Annotated in this window: 16 protein-coding genes; all 16 read left to right on the top strand. The window is 46.0% G+C overall.

What is annotated here, in order from left to right:
• The first annotated feature begins 5 nt into the window (after nucleotides 1–5).
• Complete coding sequence (locus ACIFQN_RS21675) at nucleotides 6–1,541, top strand: benzoate-CoA ligase family protein (RefSeq protein ID WP_429835125.1); 1,536 nt, start codon at nucleotides 6–8, stop codon at nucleotides 1,539–1,541.
• A 190-nt stretch (nucleotides 1,542–1,731) separates the two neighbouring features.
• On the top strand, nucleotides 1,732–2,433 hold the full coding sequence (locus ACIFQN_RS21670; RefSeq protein WP_429835124.1) for a TerC family protein: 702 nt from the start codon (nucleotides 1,732–1,734) through the stop codon (nucleotides 2,431–2,433).
• A 299-nt stretch (nucleotides 2,434–2,732) separates the two neighbouring features.
• Complete coding sequence (locus tag ACIFQN_RS21665; RefSeq protein ID WP_429835123.1) at nucleotides 2,733–2,945, top strand: hypothetical protein; 213 nt, start codon at nucleotides 2,733–2,735, stop codon at nucleotides 2,943–2,945.
• A 448-nt stretch (nucleotides 2,946–3,393) separates the two neighbouring features.
• A complete protein-coding gene (qoxA, locus tag ACIFQN_RS21660) occupies nucleotides 3,394–4,377 on the top strand; it encodes a cytochrome aa3 quinol oxidase subunit II (protein ID WP_429835122.1) in 984 nt (327 codons plus the stop codon).
• Nucleotides 4,378–4,397: 20 nt separating this feature from the next.
• Entirely contained in the window at nucleotides 4,398–6,368 is a 1,971-nt protein-coding gene (locus ACIFQN_RS21655; RefSeq protein WP_429835121.1) for a cbb3-type cytochrome c oxidase subunit I, read from the top strand.
• Nucleotides 6,368–6,988, top strand: a complete 621-nt coding sequence (gene cyoC, locus ACIFQN_RS21650) for a cytochrome o ubiquinol oxidase subunit III (protein WP_429835120.1) — start codon at nucleotides 6,368–6,370, stop codon at nucleotides 6,986–6,988. The genes ACIFQN_RS21655 and cyoC overlap by 1 nt, the downstream gene beginning before the upstream one ends.
• Nucleotide 6,989: 1 nt before the next feature.
• Entirely contained in the window at nucleotides 6,990–7,307 is a 318-nt protein-coding gene (cyoD, locus tag ACIFQN_RS21645) for a cytochrome o ubiquinol oxidase subunit IV (protein WP_429835119.1), read from the top strand.
• A gap of 180 nt (nucleotides 7,308–7,487) precedes the next feature.
• Nucleotides 7,488–9,065: a copper amine oxidase N-terminal domain-containing protein gene (locus ACIFQN_RS21640; RefSeq protein WP_429835118.1), complete on the top strand. Its 1,578-nt coding sequence runs from the start codon at nucleotides 7,488–7,490 to the stop codon at nucleotides 9,063–9,065.
• 199 nt (nucleotides 9,066–9,264) lie between these two features.
• Complete coding sequence (locus ACIFQN_RS21635) at nucleotides 9,265–10,215, top strand: dimethylarginine dimethylaminohydrolase family protein (protein WP_429835117.1); 951 nt, start codon at nucleotides 9,265–9,267, stop codon at nucleotides 10,213–10,215.
• A gap of 36 nt (nucleotides 10,216–10,251) precedes the next feature.
• On the top strand, nucleotides 10,252–11,073 hold the full coding sequence (locus tag ACIFQN_RS21630; protein ID WP_429835116.1) for a transporter substrate-binding domain-containing protein: 822 nt from the start codon (nucleotides 10,252–10,254) through the stop codon (nucleotides 11,071–11,073).
• Nucleotides 11,074–11,119: 46 nt separating this feature from the next.
• Nucleotides 11,120–11,773: an amino acid ABC transporter permease gene (locus ACIFQN_RS21625; RefSeq protein ID WP_429835115.1), complete on the top strand. Its 654-nt coding sequence runs from the start codon at nucleotides 11,120–11,122 to the stop codon at nucleotides 11,771–11,773.
• A gap of 37 nt (nucleotides 11,774–11,810) precedes the next feature.
• Nucleotides 11,811–12,539: an amino acid ABC transporter ATP-binding protein gene (locus ACIFQN_RS21620; RefSeq protein ID WP_429835114.1), complete on the top strand. Its 729-nt coding sequence runs from the start codon at nucleotides 11,811–11,813 to the stop codon at nucleotides 12,537–12,539.
• A gap of 23 nt (nucleotides 12,540–12,562) precedes the next feature.
• Nucleotides 12,563–13,990, top strand: a complete 1,428-nt coding sequence (locus ACIFQN_RS21615) for an amidohydrolase family protein (protein ID WP_429835113.1) — start codon at nucleotides 12,563–12,565, stop codon at nucleotides 13,988–13,990.
• A complete protein-coding gene (locus ACIFQN_RS21610; RefSeq protein ID WP_429835112.1) occupies nucleotides 13,987–15,606 on the top strand; it encodes an amidohydrolase in 1,620 nt (539 codons plus the stop codon). The genes ACIFQN_RS21615 and ACIFQN_RS21610 overlap by 4 nt, the downstream gene beginning before the upstream one ends.
• Before the next feature lie 167 nt (nucleotides 15,607–15,773).
• Nucleotides 15,774–16,775: a CotS family spore coat protein gene (locus ACIFQN_RS21605; protein WP_429835111.1), complete on the top strand. Its 1,002-nt coding sequence runs from the start codon at nucleotides 15,774–15,776 to the stop codon at nucleotides 16,773–16,775.
• Nucleotides 16,776–16,846: 71 nt separating this feature from the next.
• Complete coding sequence (locus ACIFQN_RS21600) at nucleotides 16,847–17,371, top strand: GNAT family N-acetyltransferase (protein ID WP_429835110.1); 525 nt, start codon at nucleotides 16,847–16,849, stop codon at nucleotides 17,369–17,371.
• Nucleotides 17,372–17,542: the final 171 nt, after the last annotated feature.

Below are 17,542 nucleotides of genomic sequence, written 5' to 3'. Positions count from 1 at the left end.
CGTATTTGAACATAAGAATACCCGTTAACTACAATGTCACTGAGCATTTTCTCGAGAAAAATATGCGAGAAGGAAGAGCAAGTAAAATCGCGATCTATTTCAAGGATGAAAGCTTAACTTACCATGCGTTGAGTGAAAAGGTAAACAAAGTAGGAAATGCGATGCAAGCCGGCGGAATAAAGGCCGGGAGCAAAGTTCTTATGATTCTGTACGATACACCACATCTGGTAGCCAGTTATTACGGTGCTTTAAAAATCGGTGCGGTTCCCATTTCCGTGAGTACATGGCTAACAACGGAGGACTATCGCTACTTTTTAGAGGATAGCTGTGCAGACCTGTTGCTGGTTGAAAAAGATCTACTTCCTATCGTTTTACCCGCAGCCCAGAACATGAGATTTCCAAAGCCTGTTGTCGTTGTCGGGGAGGCAGAAGGATTTATCTCCTTTGAAAATTGGGTGGAAGCCTCTTCGACGAAACTGGATTGCGCAAAAACAAATAGAGATGACGTGGCTTTTTTTCAGTATAGTTCGGGTACCTCGGGAAAGCCAAAAGGAACCGTTCATTTGCATTATGACATGCATGTTTGTTATGAAGGTTTTGCTAAGCAGGTTCTGGGAATATCGGGGGATGATGTGATTCTCACTGCTTCCAAGCTGTTTTTTGGCTATGGAATGGGGAATGGGATGTTTTTTCCATTTCGTGCAGGTGCATCGACGGTATTGATGCAAGAGCGGCCAACCCCGGAACATCTTTTGCATGCCATTACCAAATACCGCCCGACAGTATTCTTCGCGGTCCCAACCATCTATGCAGCTATGCTTCGGGAAGCAGAAAAGAAAGACTATGATGTATCATCCATCAGACTCTTTGTATCTGCAGGTGAAGCTCTCCCTCCCTCGCTCTATCACAAATGGAAAAAAAGATTCGGCGTAGAAATCGTAAATGGGATCGGATCTACGGAAACGCTCCACGTATTTATCGCCAATCGTCCCGGTTTTAGTAAGCCTGGCAGTGTAGGAAAAGTGGTGCCTGGGTATGAGGTCAAGATTGTCGATGACGATTTACGTGAAGTTATGACAGGAGAAGTCGGCAATTTGCTTGTAAAAGGGGACAGTCTTGCTCCTTCTTATTGGAATAAGCAGGAAACCATGAATCAAAAAATGATTGGAGAATGGTTTTTTTCAGGAGATAAATTTTATCAGGATGCGGATGGATATTACTGGTACTGTGGTCGCTCAGATGACATGTTAAAGGTAGGGGGCATCTGGGTTTCACCGGTAGAAATAGAAAATTGCCTGTTGGAGCATCCGGCTGTGACAGAAGCTTGCGTCATTGGTGAAAAAGATAAAGATGAGCTCGTCAAAACGGGAGCGTACGTTGTTTTAGCTAATCCGGAAGAAGCGTCAGATGCATTGGCAAAGGAACTTCAATCGTATGTAAAGGCTCGATTAGGTTCCATCAAATACCCGAGAGCGATTCATTTTCGAAAGGAACTGCCAAAAACGGCTTCAGGGAAAATCCATCGCAATAAGTTAGAGTGAAAAGGTAAAGAAAGGATATTAATTTATAATTATATATTTATTTTTGATCTGTCTATGTAGACAGATCTTTCTTTTTTAGATTGTGGTATTCAAAAGAAATTGAAAAAGAAGCTGAAAATTGTAATGCACAATGAAAAATAAAGGTCTATTATTTACTCTACAAGCTAGTTTTTCGAAAGGAGCTATCATCATGACAGATTTTCTTCTTAGTTTATTGCAAATTATTATTGTTAATTTGGTCTTAAGTGGAGATAATGCGGTCGTAATTGCCTTAGCCTGTCGCAACTTGAGTCCAGAGCTGCAAAAGAAAGCCGTGTTTTGGGGAAGCTTTGGGGCGATCATTTTGAGAGTGATCCTTACCTTTATTGCGATTTGGCTGTTGAAAATTCCGTTTGTACAAGTCGTCGGGGGACTTTTGCTAATTTGGATTGCCATCAAGCTGTTGAAGGGTGAAGATGAAGACAGCCATATCGGCGGTGGTTCCAATATGATGGAAGCATTGAAAACGATTATTTTTGCGGATCTCATCATGAGCCTAGACAACGTGATTGCGGTAGCAGGGGCTGCCAATGGCAACATGGTTTTGGTCTTGATTGGACTTGCAATCAGTATTCCTTTAATTATTTGGGGTAGCCAGCTTTTGATGAAGCTGATGAACAGCTTCCCGATTATCGTCCTCTTGGGTGCAGCATTACTCGGTTATACAGCAGGTGAAATGATTGTAGGAGATAAAGTAGTCGGGGCTTTCCTTGAAGAAGTACTGCCAGCGCTACATATAATTTTGCCGGTAGCATTAGCTCTGATCGTCATTGCGGTTGGGAATTACCTCAAACGGAAAGCGGAGAAGGAGCGAGAAAACAACATCGGTCAAGATCAGGCGGAGACGCTCTAAAAAATAATGGCAAGGAAAAAAGGCCACTGCAATTGGACATGTACTCAGCATGTTTGAAGCAGTTGGTCTTTTTTAGTGTTTCCTGGGTTTTCCTCATTTATGACTGAATCAAAATGTGACGGATTCACATTTAAGACACAAAGGAAAATTATCACAACAGTGATGCCAATAGGTTTGCGAGAAAACTTTTGACAATTTTTTAATAAAAATTTGAACAAAAGATGAACAACAAATGAATTTTGTGTTACAATATAGCCATCAGATGAATTGTAAATCTATGATGACGGGGGTCTTGTCACATGAATACCGATAAAAAAGCAGCAGATACACTCAAATGGATGGCGTGGACAGCAACAATCATTGGCGCTTTGTTGATGGCATTCAGTGTAAGCGATTTCAGATCGGAGAATCTTCCTTTGATGGTTTCGATTGGATTTTTGATCGGGGGAATGAACATCTTCCTATTGAGCACTGTTTTCCGCCTGATGAACATCCGTAAACAACAAGTGTAGTGACGATGAAAACAAAACGATAAGAGAACCTCTCATGTCCGTACGACAATGGGAGGTTTTTTGTGTGCATCAAACTGGGAAGAGCGCTTCCTAATATATAGAAGAAAAAAGCCCTCGTAAGCCGGATGCTCCAGGTCCACGGCTTGCGAGGGCTTTTTCATTTATGTTGAAAGCGCTTTACTGCATTGGGCAACTGGGGATATCGGCCAATTTTGGGTGAGGGTGTGTATTAGAGGAGATTCGTAACAATATTATGATCAACTCGTGACCGCTTCGTGAACACTTTGTAACAGAAAAACTACGAAATATTGAACGTGCTAAAAAAGAAGTACAAATATGTCCTCTCTCTGATAGTATGTAGTTGCGGTTATGAGATGTGTTTAACTACATTAAAAAAAGCTTATGAGTTACATGTTTTGTTGTTTGTGAAAGAGGAGGGATTAGGAGAATGAGTGGAGGAAAAATGCTGAGGCAAATCCAGTTTTGGATCTTGGCAGCGCTAGCGACCGTCCTGCTTTCAGGATGTGGAAGTGAATATCTTGTCTTGAATCCGAAGGGACCGGTAGCCGAGACGCAATACAATCTCATTATTATTTCCGTGATATTGTGTGCTGTCATTATCGTTCCAGTTCTTGCGCTTACTGCTTTTATCGTATATCGCTATCGGGATAAACCAGACAATAAAGCACCGTACAAGCCAGATTGGGCACACAATACGACGCTTGAGGTAATCTGGTGGGGAATCCCAGTGGTTATCATTGCGATCCTAGGTTACTTTACCGTTCGTGATGTGTACGTGCTGAAAGAGTCTCCTAATAAAGAAGTGGCTCCGATTACCATTCAAGTTACGGCATTGGATTGGAAATGGATGTTTACTTATCCGGATCAAAAAATCGCGACAGTTAACTACCTTGAGATTCCAGCAGGAGTACCTGTTCACTTCCAAGTGTCAGCAGAGGCTCCGATGAACTCTTTCTGGGTGCCAGAGTTAGGTGGTCAAATTTACGCGATGGCGGGAATGGCTACTGAGCTGTATTTGCAAGCAGATGAACCAGGTGAGTTCCAAGGCTTCAGCTCCAACTTCTCTGGGGAAGGCTTCGCTCACATGCAGTTCAAGGTTGTAGCCAAGCCACAAGATGAATTTAATAAGTGGGTGGAAGAAGTGAAAGGTACGACTCCAGCCATGACGAAAGAAGATTACAATGAATTGAAAAAGCCAGGATTGACTGAGAAGACGCTCTACTCCGCTTTCCCAGAAGGTTTGTTTGAAGAGATTCTTGCAAAATATAGCCATGGTCATGATATGGATCATGTGATGAAAAAAGAACCTGCCGAGACAGGTGCCGAGACAAATGAAACTTCGCACGAAACACATCAAATGTCTGATATGAGCAGTATGCCGGGTATGGATCACTCCGGTATGAAGCATTAGAGAGGGAGGAGGAATACCACGTGTGGGAGAACATTAAGGAATTTGCATCCACGTTCTTTGTAACTGGTGACCCGCTAATTTACGGTGCAGACGTTTCGATTGCCCTTACCATGGTTGCGATCGTGTTTGTACTAACCAAGTTTAAAAAATGGGGTTGGCTATGGCGTGAATGGCTGACAACAGTTGACCATAAACGTATCGGGATTATGTACTTAATCGCATCACTTTTGATGCTGTTCCGCGGTGGGGTGGACGCCCTGCTGATGCGTTTGCAACTGGCATTCCCCAATGTAGAATTCTTACATTCGGATCACTACAATGCCATCTTTACTACTCACGGTACAATCATGATTTTGTTCATGGCGATGCCGATGATGTTTGGTTTGTTCAACATGGTTGTTCCGCTTCAATTAGGAGCGCGTGACGTAGCGTATCCATTCTTGAATGCACTCAGCTTTTGGCTGTTCATGCTTGGGGCGATGCTATTCAACCTCTCGTTCGTCATTGGTGGTTCACCAGACGCTGGTTGGTTGTCGTATCCACCATTGTCACAAAATGATTTTAGTCCGGGACCCGGCCAGAACTTCTGGATATGGGGTATACAGATTTCCGGTATCGGTAGTTTGGCTACAGGGATTAACTTTATCGTAACGATACTCAAAATGCGTGCACCTGGCATGAAGCTTTCTCAAATGCCATTGTTTAGCTGGTCCGTATTGTCCAGCAGCATTATGATTATCTTTGCATTCCCTATCTTGACTGTAACCATTGCACTTTTGTTCCTAGACCGCTTTGCAGGCGCCCATTTCTTCACAATGGATGGCGGCGGTAACCCGATGATGTACCTGAACCTCATCTGGATGTGGGGTCACCCGGAAGTATACATCGTCGTTGTGCCAGCCTTTGGTATTTTCTCTGAAGTTGTAGCAACGTTCTCTAAGAAAAAGATCTTTGGTTACAAATCCATGGTTTGGGCGTTGATGGCTATTGCCGTACTGTCCTTCTTCACATGGGCTCACCACTTCTTCACCATGGGTACCAGTGCAAGTGTTATTGCGTTCTTTGCGATATCAACGATGGTCATTGCGATTCCGACCGGGGTTAAGGTATTTAACTGGCTGTTTACGATGTTCCGTGGTCGGATATCCTTTAAACAACCAATGCTGTGGACCATCGCCTTTATCCCTTGCTTCCTCGTAGGGGGCGCAACGGGTGTCATGCTGGCGGTAGCACCGGCAGACTATCAGTACCATAATAGTTACTTCCTGATCGCTCACTTCCATCAGGTATTGATTGGTGGGGTAGTGTTCGGTTACTTGGCAGGTATTTACTACTGGTGGCCAAAGCTGTTCGGCTTCAAGCTGGATGAGAAATTGGGCAGATGGGGCTTCTGGTTCTGGAATATCGGTTTCTACGTGTGCTTCATGCCGCAGTACGCACTTGGTTTCATGGGTATGACTCGCCGTTACTATACGTACGGATGGGATCGCGGTTGGGCAGATATGAACTTGGTTTCCACTGTCGGTGCTTTCATGATGGGGATCGGTTTCATCTTCCAAGTATGGCAAATCGCTTACAGTATTAAGCACGGGGAACGGGACACGACAGGAGATCCATGGAATGCACGTACATTGGAATGGTCGATTCCATCTCCAGCTCCGTTCTATAACTTTGCAGTCGTTCCAACAGTGAAAGACGCCGATGATTGGTGGGCAACCAAACAAGCAAAAGCAAATGGTACGTATAAAGAAGAACCGGTGCATCTGGAACCAATCCATATGCCGAAAAACTCGGGTATTCCGTTTATCATGTCTCTGTTTTGGTTCTTGGTTGGATTTGGCTTTACATTCGGTTGGGTTTGGATCGCCGTAATTGGATTTATTGGTGTCGCTGTGTGCATGTGGGTACGTTCCTTCCAATATGATACGGATTATTATGTACCGGTGGATGAAGTGCGACGCACCGAGGCTTCACTGGGGAGGGTGTTGTAATGCAACAGATGGCTAAGCATCACGACCATGGTCACGGACATGACCACGATCATGGTCATGAAGAGCACGAGCAACTAAAGGTTCTCGGATTTTGGATCTTCGTTGTAACGGACTGCATTCTGTTCGGTTCGCTGTTTGCCACCTATGCGGTACTGATGCATAGCTACGCTGGCGGGCCGACTGGTAAAGAAATGTTTGAACTCCCAGGGATCATCGCTTCCACCTTTATCCTTTTGACCAGCAGCTTTACCAGTGGTTTGGCTGTTCTGGCGATGAATAAAGGGAAAGTAAAAGAAATGATCAGCTGGTTGGCTGTAACTGCCCTTTTGGGTCTGGCGTTCGTAGTGCTGGAGGTTAACGAGTTTACGCATTTGGTGCATGAGGGAGTAACCATGGGCACAAGTGCCTTCTGGTCCGCCTTCTTCACGCTGGTTGGTACGCACGGATTGCACGTATCCGTTGGTCTGTTCTGGATGGTTGCGCTGATGATTCAGTTGAAGCGTCGCGGAATCACACCGGTTACTCGCCGCAAGGTAACCAACCTGAGCTTGTACTGGCACTTCCTTGACGTTGTGTGGATCTTCCTCTTCACAGTCGTCTATCTGATGGGGGTGATGTAAGATGACACAACATGAAAACCATGGAGATCATCACAATCATGGATCATTGAAGTCGTACGTGATTGGCTTCATCCTGTCGATTGTGCTCACCATTATTCCACTGGTACTGGTCATGAATCAGATGCTCGATAAAACAGCTACATTGATTACCATCATGGTGATGGCCATCTTGCAATTCGTAGTTCAGCTGTTCTTCTTCATGCATATCCGCGAGGGAGAAAAGCCGCGTTACAACGTACAGACACTGGTCCTGGGGCTTGTGATCGTTTTGACGATCGTACTTGGTTCCATCTGGATCATGACGTTCAACAAATACTAAAGATACGCTCTAGAAACCTCTTGGGGATATTCCCGAGAGGTTTTTTTGCTGGTAGGTATTTTGGTTTATTTTACATGAACAATGCGCTGCTTTTTTATGCTAAAATCCGCATGGAGTTTGTGGATATTTGCGATTTGTCCATAAGTTTCAGGTGAAAATTTTAATGAAGAGGTGTAGTTCATGTTCCTGAAAAAATGGGGATTGCTTCTCCTGGCAGCTGTTTTTGTGTTAACAGGTTGCGCCAATGAAGCGTCACTGGTAGGAGATGCCGTTGTTGCTTCCATCGAAAAACCTAACTACGATTTTAAGAGCAGCATAAAGCTGACGGGCAACTTCGATAATCTAGCTGGCTTAGCAAAAGAACAGAAAGAAGACGGGATGGAACTAACAGCTCTCTTGAAGGCCATGAAAGAAGGGCTAACCATTCAAGGATCTACCATAGACGCAAACACTGCAAAAATGGTAGTAACGCTCAATGACGATAAGCTATTGCGCGATAACAATCTTTGGTCGGATAAGAAAAAAGCGTCGCTTGAAATCCTGCTTGATAAAAACAACTTGTATGTAACGACGCCTATGGATAAAAAGTATTTGGCTGTCGACAACTCATCTCTGCCCGGTGAAGCAGGGATCGACCAAGCGAAGCTGGCAGAGTTCCAAGAGAAAATGAACAAATTAACGATGGACTTCTTCAAAAAATACGTTTCTACTTTTGGTTTTAAGCTTTCTCATGCGAAAAACCATGGTTCAACAACCGTTCAGCTTCCAAATGGACAACATGTAAAAGCAACACATGTGTCTATCACATTGGATACAAAAGAATTAATAAAACTAGGACTATTTATTGCAAAAGACGCTACTACGAACAAAGAAGTTAAAAAATTCGCTGTCGATCTTGTTGCCTTAATGAACAAATATGCAGATGAGAGTAACCCGGATGGCAAGGTGAAAACAAATGCAGAATACATGGCTCAAGCCAAAAAAGAAGTAGAAAAAGCACTGGCAGAACTGAAAAAAGAGCTGAAAATGAATGAAAAAACGTATACACCAGATGTACTCGTTGAAAAGGCGAAACAAGAAGGCCTTCAATCAGTATCGCTTAAGCTTGATTACTACATCGATAAAAACAAAATGCCTGTTCGAACAACAAGCAACTTGAGTATATCGGTGAACAACGTACCAGAATTGAAAAAACCGCTTACCTTTGGTCTACAATCAGATGCTTATGCGTGGAATTTTGGTAAGGCAACTTCTTTTACGATCCCAGCACAAAAGAACGTTGTAACCGCCCGACAAATCATGGAAAACAAAAAACGAATCAACGACTTCAATAAAAAAGGATTCTTGTATGCAATGCTGAGAGAAATGAACAAGGAAACAGTGTTCATTTTCCTGGATCTCAAAGAAAAATCTGCTTCTGTCAATGGTGAACCAGTGAAGAATGTTCATCCTTATCAAACAAAGGGTACAGTCATGGTCCCATTCCGTTTCATCGGAGAAGCGATGGGTGCTAACGTCGAATACAAGGTTAAGACAAAAACAGCCGTGTATACAAAAGATAAAACTCGAATTGAGGTAGCTGTAGGCAGCAACGTAGCAAAAGTGAACGGTATTAGAAAAAAACTGTCAACACCTGTCAGCATGCTAAAAGGGAAAGTATACGTGCCTCTGCGCTTCGTGAGCGAACAATTAGGAGCTAAAGTAGACTGGATTGACTCAGAAAAGCAAGCGATTATTGAATTCGATAAATACGAGTGAAAACAAAAAATGTGAGCTTTTACGCAAGACGCTTCCGTTCAAGTAACGGGGGCGTTTTGTTCGTGAGGAGGTTTTCGTTGGGAAAAATTTTAAAATTCAATATATTTAGAATTTTTTGTATTGCCTGTTTTTATACTTCGAAATAAAATAGCATTACTATCATGCTATTCACACCCATCAAGATAAGGAGGAGTTCATTATGAATGTAAACGTGCAAGGAGAGCGCTGGTTCCCGTCGCAAAAGGCTTTTTCGGAGGATATGCCAGACTTGTGGGGCAATTGGTATTGCGACTCGGAAGTAGGCACGCTGCGATCTGTCTTGATGAGGAGACCGGGTAGAGAAATCGAGATAGTCAATGAGAGCAATTTTTCCGATTTTCGCTGGAAAGCGGCCATGAATCCGGAAAGGGCACGGGCACAGCAGGACGCCTTGGTGCAAATTTATCATGATCATGGTGTTGAGGTTCATTATGTGGAGAACATGCGAGAAGACAAGCCGAATGCCCTGTATCTGAGAGACCTGGTCGTGATGACACCAGAGGGAGCCATCGTTTGCCGGCCCGCAATCGAGGCGCGTAGAGGAGAAGAGCGATATATCGCTGAGCAATTGGCCAAGTTGGGCGTTCCGATCATCAAGACGATTAATGGTGACGGCTTCTTTGACGGAGCGTGCGCGATGTGGGTCGACCGGCAGACGGTGATCATTGGTACTGGAGCTCGGGCCAACGAGGCAGGTGCAGCTCAGGTTGAGGCAGAGCTGCGCAACATTGGGGTTACGGAAATTATTCGCTTCCCGATACCGTACGGTCACGCTCATATCGATGGCCTATTGAACATCGCTGACATGCGGAAAGTGGTCTTGTTTCCTTGGCAGGTGCCTTACGACGTCGTGAAGCCGCTTTTGGACAGAGACTTTACCGTGATTGAGGCAACCGATATTGCCGAAGTAAAAGAAACGTTTTGCACCAATTTTGTCGCATTGGAGCCAGGAAAGGTAGTAATGCCAGTAGGTAATCCAGAAACCAAAGCCAAGATGGAGCAGGCAGGAATCGAAGTGATCGAGACACAGATGGACGAAATCATGAAAGGATGGGGATCGATTCACTGTATGACCGCTTTTCTCCGCAGAGATCCGATCAACCAAGCCTAGCTTACGCACTTCCAATTAAGATGAGGGGGCATACATATGAAAAAAATGGCGATTTTGTTGATGGCGCTGCTTCTGATGATCGTGACGGGATGTTCGCAGGAGGCTGGAACGGGAGTGGGTGCTCCTTCTACGATCCAAAAAGCGGTGGAAAAGAAAAAGCTGGTCATTGGGACTTCACCGGGCTATTTTCCATTTGAAATGAAAGACAAGCAAGGGAAATTTGTCGGATATGACATGGATTTGGGCCGAGCGATTGGCGAGGCGCTGAAAGTGGAAGTAGAGTTTAAAGAGTTTGAGTTTAGCGGACTTATTCCTGCACTGCAAACCGGTGACATTGACATGGTCATCTCAGGGGTGACGATTCGCGGGGATCGGGCTTTGGCCGTTAGCTTCTCCGATCCGTACTACTCTGCCGGACAAGTGCTCATGGTTCCGAAAAAAGATAACGTTACGCAAAGCTGGAAGGATTTGGACCAAGCAGGGAAAAAGATTACGGTTTCCCAGGGAACGACGGGTGCCCTTTTGGCAAAGCAATTGTTCAAAAATGCGCAGGTGATGGACTTTGATGGTTTTACCAATGCTGCATTGGCGGTAAAACAGGGACAGGCGGACGCAGTCGTCTTTGATGACCCAGGTATTCGCGTCTATGAAATCTTGAATGGTGACTCTGTCAGAGGGGTATACGAGGTGTTGTCCAGCGAGAATCTGGGTATCGCCGTACCGTTGAACGACCACGGCACCGTCCAATGGTTGAACTCGTTCCTGGCTTCGTACCGGAATGGTCCGGCAGATCAAGCCTCGATCAACAAATGGTTCAAATCGAACGAGTGGATCAACGAGGTCCAGCAGAACAACTAACCGCCAATTCTCGTGAAAGAGAGCGGCTTTAGGAGGTTTGATCACGATGGGTGGCACATGGAGTGTGATTCCTGAAAATTTTGACTTGTTATGGAACGGTTTACTGTTAACGTTGCAATTATCAGCAAGTGCGCTTCTTGTCAGCATTCCCGTTGGCATTCTGCTGGGACTTTGCCGGGTCTCCGGGAATCGGATCGTTTCCTTTCTGGCGGTCAGCTATGTGGAATTTATCCGCGGGGTTCCGCTTCTCGTCTTGTTGCTGTGGATATTTTTTGTACTGGGAAAATTCTTAAAGCTGGGACCATTTTGGTCAGGAGTTGTTGGATTGGGCTTGTTTTCTGCCGCGTTTATTGCCGAGATCGTCAGGGCAGGGATTCAAGCGGTACCACGTGGACAGATGGAGGCGGCACGTTCTTCGGGAATGAGCTACGTTCAGGCTATGCGGTTTATCATCTTGCCGCAAGCGTTTCGCAAGGTGCTGCCTCCGATGGCTTCCCAATTTATCACACTGATCAAGGACTCCTCGCTGGTTTCTGTCATCTCCGTGGTAGATCTGACATTGGTCGCCAAGAACCTGGTCGCTACTTCTTTCCGTGCGTTGGAAGTTTGGACCTTTGTCGCCATCATGTACTTCTGCATCACGTTCTTCCTTTCCCAATTGATCGCCCTGCTTGAGCGGCGCTATCGGGTGTCGGAATGACGGGACCGTGTCATCAAGCTGCGAAGGAGGCCCGACTGTGATCCAAATCAATCAGGTGAACAAAAGTTTTGGAAGCCTTAACGTTTTGCAAAATATCAATTTGGAAGTGCCACAGTCCCATGTGTATGCCCTGATCGGACCGAGCGGCGCAGGAAAAAGCACACTGATCCGCAGTATTAATGCATTGGAGTCGATTCAGGCGGGAGAAATCATTGTAGACGGTATTTCAGTACATGACAGCAAGACCAATATGAACAAGCTGCGTTCCGACATCGGTTTTGTGTTCCAGTCATTTAATCTGTATCCGCATTTGACTGCCGTGGAAAACGTAGCCATTGCCCCTATTCAGGTGAAAAAAGCGCCTAAGGAGCAAGCGGAGGAAAAGGCGAAAAAACTGCTGACATCTCTAGGCTTGGGTGAAAAATTCGACTCGTTTCCCGGCCAGCTTTCCGGGGGACAGCAACAGCGGGTAGCCATCGCACGTGCGTTGGCGATGGACCCCAAAGTGATGCTGTTCGATGAACCTACCTCCGCTCTTGATCCGGAGATGATCAAAGAAGTGCTCGATGCCATACGAAATCTGGCGTCTAGCGGGATGACGATGGTGGTCGTTACACACGAGATGGGGTTTGCCCGGGAAATTTGCAACCAGATTGTCTTCATGGCGGAAGGAAAGATTGTGGAAGTTGCCCCGCCTGAACAGTTTTTTGTCAATCCAAAGACAGAGCGGGCGAAAGACTTCCTTTCCAAAGTGTTAAATCATTAGGAATGGAAACGGAGGTCATTCATATGAAAGCGGATTTGATCATCGCTCATGCCTTTGTTTTGACGATGGAAGGCAAGGGAGTCGGTATGGTGGAAAACGGTGCGGTCGCCGTGAAAGGAGATACCATTCTTGCTGTAGGAGCGACGGACGAGATCCTTGCGGCGTACCAGGCAGAGCGAATGATCGATGGAACCGGAAAGCTGGTTATGCCGGGTCTCATTGACGCGCACATTCACACAGGTCTGTCCATCTTCAGGGGGATGGCGCAGGACATGTCTCACTGGATGCAAAAAGGATTGTGGCCATTCAAGAAAAATACCGATGAGGACGAGTCGCTGAAGGGATCGCTGGTGACCATCATCGAGGGGATCAAAGCAGGGACGACCACTTTTTGCGATTTTGACCACTCGATGAACCGGATCATCCAGCATTATGCAAAGGTTGGGGCACGTGCCAGAGTAGCGGAAACGGTAAATGAACTGCCAGATGATATCGGACAAATTCCGGTTGGAGAACTGTATCCGTTAGACCCGTCGATTGGGGAAAAGAAGCTTAAAGATAGCATCAGGCTGTTCGAGGAATGGCATGGCAAGGAAAACGGGCGAATTACCTGCCTTTTCGGGCCGCAGGGAGCGGACATGATGGGAGCGGAACTGCTGCTAGAGGTAAAAGAGCTGGCCCAAAAGTACGATACACAAATTCATATGCATGTGGCACAAGGGGACCGGGAAATCGATCAGATGGTGAAGCGGTACGGCAAGCGCTCCATTCCTTTTCTCGATGAGCTCGGATATCTGGATTCTCGACTAATGGCCGTACACCTGACGGAGGCCACAAAAGAAGAAACGCAGCTGGTGGCAAAAAGCGGGGCTTCCATGATCTACTGTGCGGGCAGTATCGGAATCATTGATGGGTTGGTTCCTCCGATTATGGACTTTCTCGAAGCGGGCGGCCAGGCGGCCCTCGGATCGGATCAAGCGCCTGGCAACAACTGCAATAACATGTTCAACGAAATGAAGTTTGCCGCCATCTTAAACAAGGTGAAGCGATCCGATCCAAGGGTTTTTCCGGCGTGGCTGTCCCTGAGGCTGGCGACGATCGAATCAGCCAAAGCCATTGGACTTGATCACGAGATAGGAAGTCTGAAAAAGGGCAAAAAAGCGGACATCGTCATCCTCAATCTGCAAGACCCTAGTTTGTGCCCGATCTACACTGATCCGATCCGTAACATCGTTCCCAATCTTGTTTATTCGGCACGAGGCAGCGAAGTGGAGACAGTCCTCATTGATGGTCAGGTGGTCATGGAGGACCGCAAGCTTACCACTGTGGACGAAAAGGAAGCCATCCGACAAGCTCAGGAGGCAGCTGACCGAATCAGCCGCCGCTCGCGGGAAGACATTGCAGCAGCTGGGAGCGACGTTTACCAAATGATGGAGGAGGGGTATCTGTGACAACGATTTTTACCAATGGCAGGTTTTATACGTTTGATCCATCCGCGCCCAAGGTTGAATCTGTGGTAGTGAAGGATGGTAAGATTGTGGACCTGGGAAGCCACCGTGACATGCTTCTGCAGTGGGGGCGGCCTGAGGCAACCGTGAAGGATTTGGACAACAAAATGGTGACACCGGGTCTGATCGACAGTCACCTGCACCTTTCCTCGATTGCAACCAAATTAATGACAATGGATTTGGAGAAGGTCACCTCAAAAGATCGCCTGCTTCAAGTGGTCAAGGAGCGGGCAAGCCAAACGCCATCGAGCGAGTGGCTGCAAGGTAGAGGCTGGGACGAGAACCGGTTCACGGAAGGGACTTTGCCCACGATAGAAGAACTGGACAGCGTGGCACCACATTGCCCTGTTTTCCTGACGCGTGTTTGCGGTCATGTGTTTCTGGTGAACAGCAAAGCATTGGAAATAGCCGGTTACTCCGCGGGCATGGACATTCCTGCAGGGGGAACGGTGGTAGTCGATCCGCTCATAAAAAGACCCACTGGCCTGTTGCTGGAAACGGCATCCAACATCGTCCAAAGGCACATTCCGGACCCGACCTACGAGCAGCTGAAGCAATCGTTGAAACAGGCGATTCAACTGGCGATGCAATGCGGGCTGACCAGTGTCCATACGGAGGATTTACGGACCCTGGGGGGATTGGATCAGACCTGGCAACTGTATGACGAGCTGTTGAACGAAGAAAAATTAGGGCTGCGCTGTAATCTGTTAATCTATCATCCTCATGTAAAACGGTTGATTGAGCGAGGGATGTACACAGGATACGGGAACGAGACGCTGCAGATCGGTGCTGTTAAAATATTTGCCGACGGAAGCTTTGGCGGTCGAACGGCATATCTATCCGCTCCCTATTCGGATGATCCAGGGAATGTAGGAAGTGAGATCCATGACGATGCGACTCTGCACCAGCTGTTCCGGGAAGCACGGGAAGTGAGGATGCCTGTAGCCGTTCATACGATTGGCGATCAGGCGCTGGAAAATGTGTTGAACACATTGGAGAGATTCCCAACCGTGGCCTACCGGGATCGGATCATTCATACCTCCCTGCTTCGTCCGGATTTGCTGGAACGATTGAAGAGCCCAAGTATCGTAGCTGATATTCAGCCACGGTTTGTAGTAGGGGACTTCCCATGGGTGGCGGATCGCATCGGCAGCGAGCGGGCTAATCAAGCCTACGTATGGAAGACTATGCTGGAAGCAGGGGTCTTGTGTGCTGGTGGTTCCGATGCACCGGTAGAACCGCTGGAACCTCTGCTGGGCATCCACGCTGCGGTTACCCGACGCGCACCGCATGACACGCATGAGGGATATAATCCAAGCGAGAGTTTGACCGTGGAGGAAGCGCTGCGAGTATTTACATATGGCGGTGCTCTGGCAACCAATGAAGAAGCAGTCAAAGGAACTCTGAGTATAGGAAAGTATGCGGATATGACGGTCTATTCGCAAAATCTACTGGAGATAGAGCCGGATGAAATTTTGAGTATGAACATCGAGATGACCATTATCAACGGAGAGATCTGCTACCAACAGGGAGGGAACAAAAACTTGTGTGAAATCTAAGCGTTTCAAAAATACCACCTAGCCAAAGGATTCGGGCCATGACTTTCAACAAGTATTAGTAGGAAGACGTAACCTCTTGGGTACTTTACCCGAGAGGTTTTTTGTTGTGTGAGTTAACATGTTTACCTCGGTGTTTATATGATAAATCAAAAGGTACTTTAGGGGAGATGAAAGTGGGTAATCGGTTGAGGGAGTCGATTAGGAAGGAGTATGGTTTTACTGTTCGCAACATGAAACGGATACCAACAGTCAAAAATACGAGCGTTTTCCGGCTCCAAACTGATCAGGGTAACTATATCCTCAAAAGTCTGTATACTTCAAAGACTCGTCAGTTGTTTATCATTGATGCAGAGAATTACCTCCGCAATCAGGGAATCAGCATCCCAGAGGTGATTCCTACATTACGAAATAAACCCTATTTTTATTGGAAGCATCATCTTTTTATCCTTCAGCGTATGTACCCAGGAAAGCCATTTGGATTACGATCACCAAATCGTATCAAACAAGCAGGAAGCTTGTTGGGCAAAATGCATAGAGCTTCATTGGGCTTTCGCTCAGAGCTGGGAGATCGGTATGTCGGACCAAGCAACTGGATGAAGGAATACGAAGATGACCTATCCTCAATCAGGGCTTGGCAAAAAAGAAACAGATACAAAAAAGAACCAAAAATAAAAGTGATCTTGCCGTATATTCGCTTTTTTCTCAGCTCAGGGAAAACAGCGCGAACCATGCTACATAAAAATCAATTTTTCCTGAAATGGCGAAACCTTCCTACACACGAGCACTTTCTCTGTCATGGCGATTTTCATCCGCGGAATTTCTTAATCAATGGTTCCGATACAACAATCATTGATTGGGAAGATGTGCGATACGATTCTCCCTCAAAGGATATCATCCGTCTTGTTGATAACATAATAGATCGCGATTCAAAATGGAGTAAGAAGAAATTTACCATGCTTTTATCTGAGTATCTGAAAGAAAATCCCTTAACCGATCAACAAAAAAGTATTTTTTTTATCGATTTGGCTTTTCCACATGTCTTTGAGCGCTATTTGCGAAAGAAAATATATCATCGAATGTCTCCATACCAAGTGAAACAGTTTCTGCGTCGAGAAAAGCAAAAGACCAGCGACATGCTGCAAAGTGCTCGTGAATATCAAATAACGTAGCTTGAAGGCTCTCATTCACCATGTTAAGATGGACAGAATTTACAGGAAAAACGGTTTGGAGAGTGAGAGGTATGGAAGAGCAGCTTTCTTTGGTGAAGCCTTCGGTCGAACATTATGAGGAGTATCTGTCATTCTATGAGGAATGGAAAAACAGCAATGAGCCAATCGTTCCTTGGGTAGTGGAAAAAGAGCCATACGACTTTGCACAGTATCTGCATTTTTTGGAGAGTGAAAAAGACGAAAACAATCTTCCAGCGGACTATGTGCCTCATTCTACGTACTGGCTGGTGAAAGAGGATGGGCGCGTCGTGGGAGCGGTCAATATTCGTCATCGTTTAAATGAACGTTTGCTGAAAGTAGGGGGACACATCGGCTACGGAATTCGACCGTCGGAGAGGCAAAAAGGCTACGCGACAGTAATCCTTGCCAAGTCGCTCGAGAAAACAAGGGAGCTGGGATTGGATAAAGTCCTCGTTGTCTGCGATCACTGGAATACGCCATCGGAAAAAACGATTCGAAACAACGGCGGTGTACTTGAATCCGAATTTACAGAAGAGGATGGCAATGTCGTGCGCAGATTTTGGATTACCTTGTAATTGCAAGCCATGCTTGGGAATCGTAGCGATGAAAAATATCTGGAATACCCCAATTAATAAACCCGTCTCTTAAAGGGACGGGTCAGCTATTTCTAGATAGAGGCATTCATTTTTGGGAGGAAGAAGAAACACAAAAAAGCCCTCTACAAATGAAGTGCCCCCTGTCAAGTA

The sequence above is a fragment of the Brevibacillus sp. NRS-1366 genome, assembly GCF_050467985.1.
Note: the sequence above shows the minus strand (reverse complement) of the source record. Positions and strands in the feature narration are given on the sequence as shown.

Coding starts and splice junctions, on each gene's coding strand:
- ACIFQN_RS21670 (WP_429835124.1), top strand. CDS start 1,732: ATGACAGATTTTCTTCTTAGTTTATTGCAAATTATTATTGTTAATTTG.
- ACIFQN_RS21665 (WP_429835123.1), top strand. CDS start 2,733: ATGAATACCGATAAAAAAGCAGCAGATACACTCAAATGGATGGCGTGG.
- qoxA (WP_429835122.1), top strand. CDS start 3,394: ATGAGTGGAGGAAAAATGCTGAGGCAAATCCAGTTTTGGATCTTGGCA.
- cyoC (WP_429835120.1), top strand. CDS start 6,368: ATGCAACAGATGGCTAAGCATCACGACCATGGTCACGGACATGACCAC.
- cyoD (WP_429835119.1), top strand. CDS start 6,990: ATGACACAACATGAAAACCATGGAGATCATCACAATCATGGATCATTG.
- ACIFQN_RS21640 (WP_429835118.1), top strand. CDS start 7,488: ATGTTCCTGAAAAAATGGGGATTGCTTCTCCTGGCAGCTGTTTTTGTG.
- ACIFQN_RS21635 (WP_429835117.1), top strand. CDS start 9,265: ATGAATGTAAACGTGCAAGGAGAGCGCTGGTTCCCGTCGCAAAAGGCT.
- ACIFQN_RS21630 (WP_429835116.1), top strand. CDS start 10,252: ATGAAAAAAATGGCGATTTTGTTGATGGCGCTGCTTCTGATGATCGTG.
- ACIFQN_RS21625 (WP_429835115.1), top strand. CDS start 11,120: ATGGGTGGCACATGGAGTGTGATTCCTGAAAATTTTGACTTGTTATGG.
- ACIFQN_RS21615 (WP_429835113.1), top strand. CDS start 12,563: ATGAAAGCGGATTTGATCATCGCTCATGCCTTTGTTTTGACGATGGAA.
- ACIFQN_RS21605 (WP_429835111.1), top strand. CDS start 15,774: ATGAAAGTGGGTAATCGGTTGAGGGAGTCGATTAGGAAGGAGTATGGT.
- ACIFQN_RS21600 (WP_429835110.1), top strand. CDS start 16,847: ATGGAAGAGCAGCTTTCTTTGGTGAAGCCTTCGGTCGAACATTATGAG.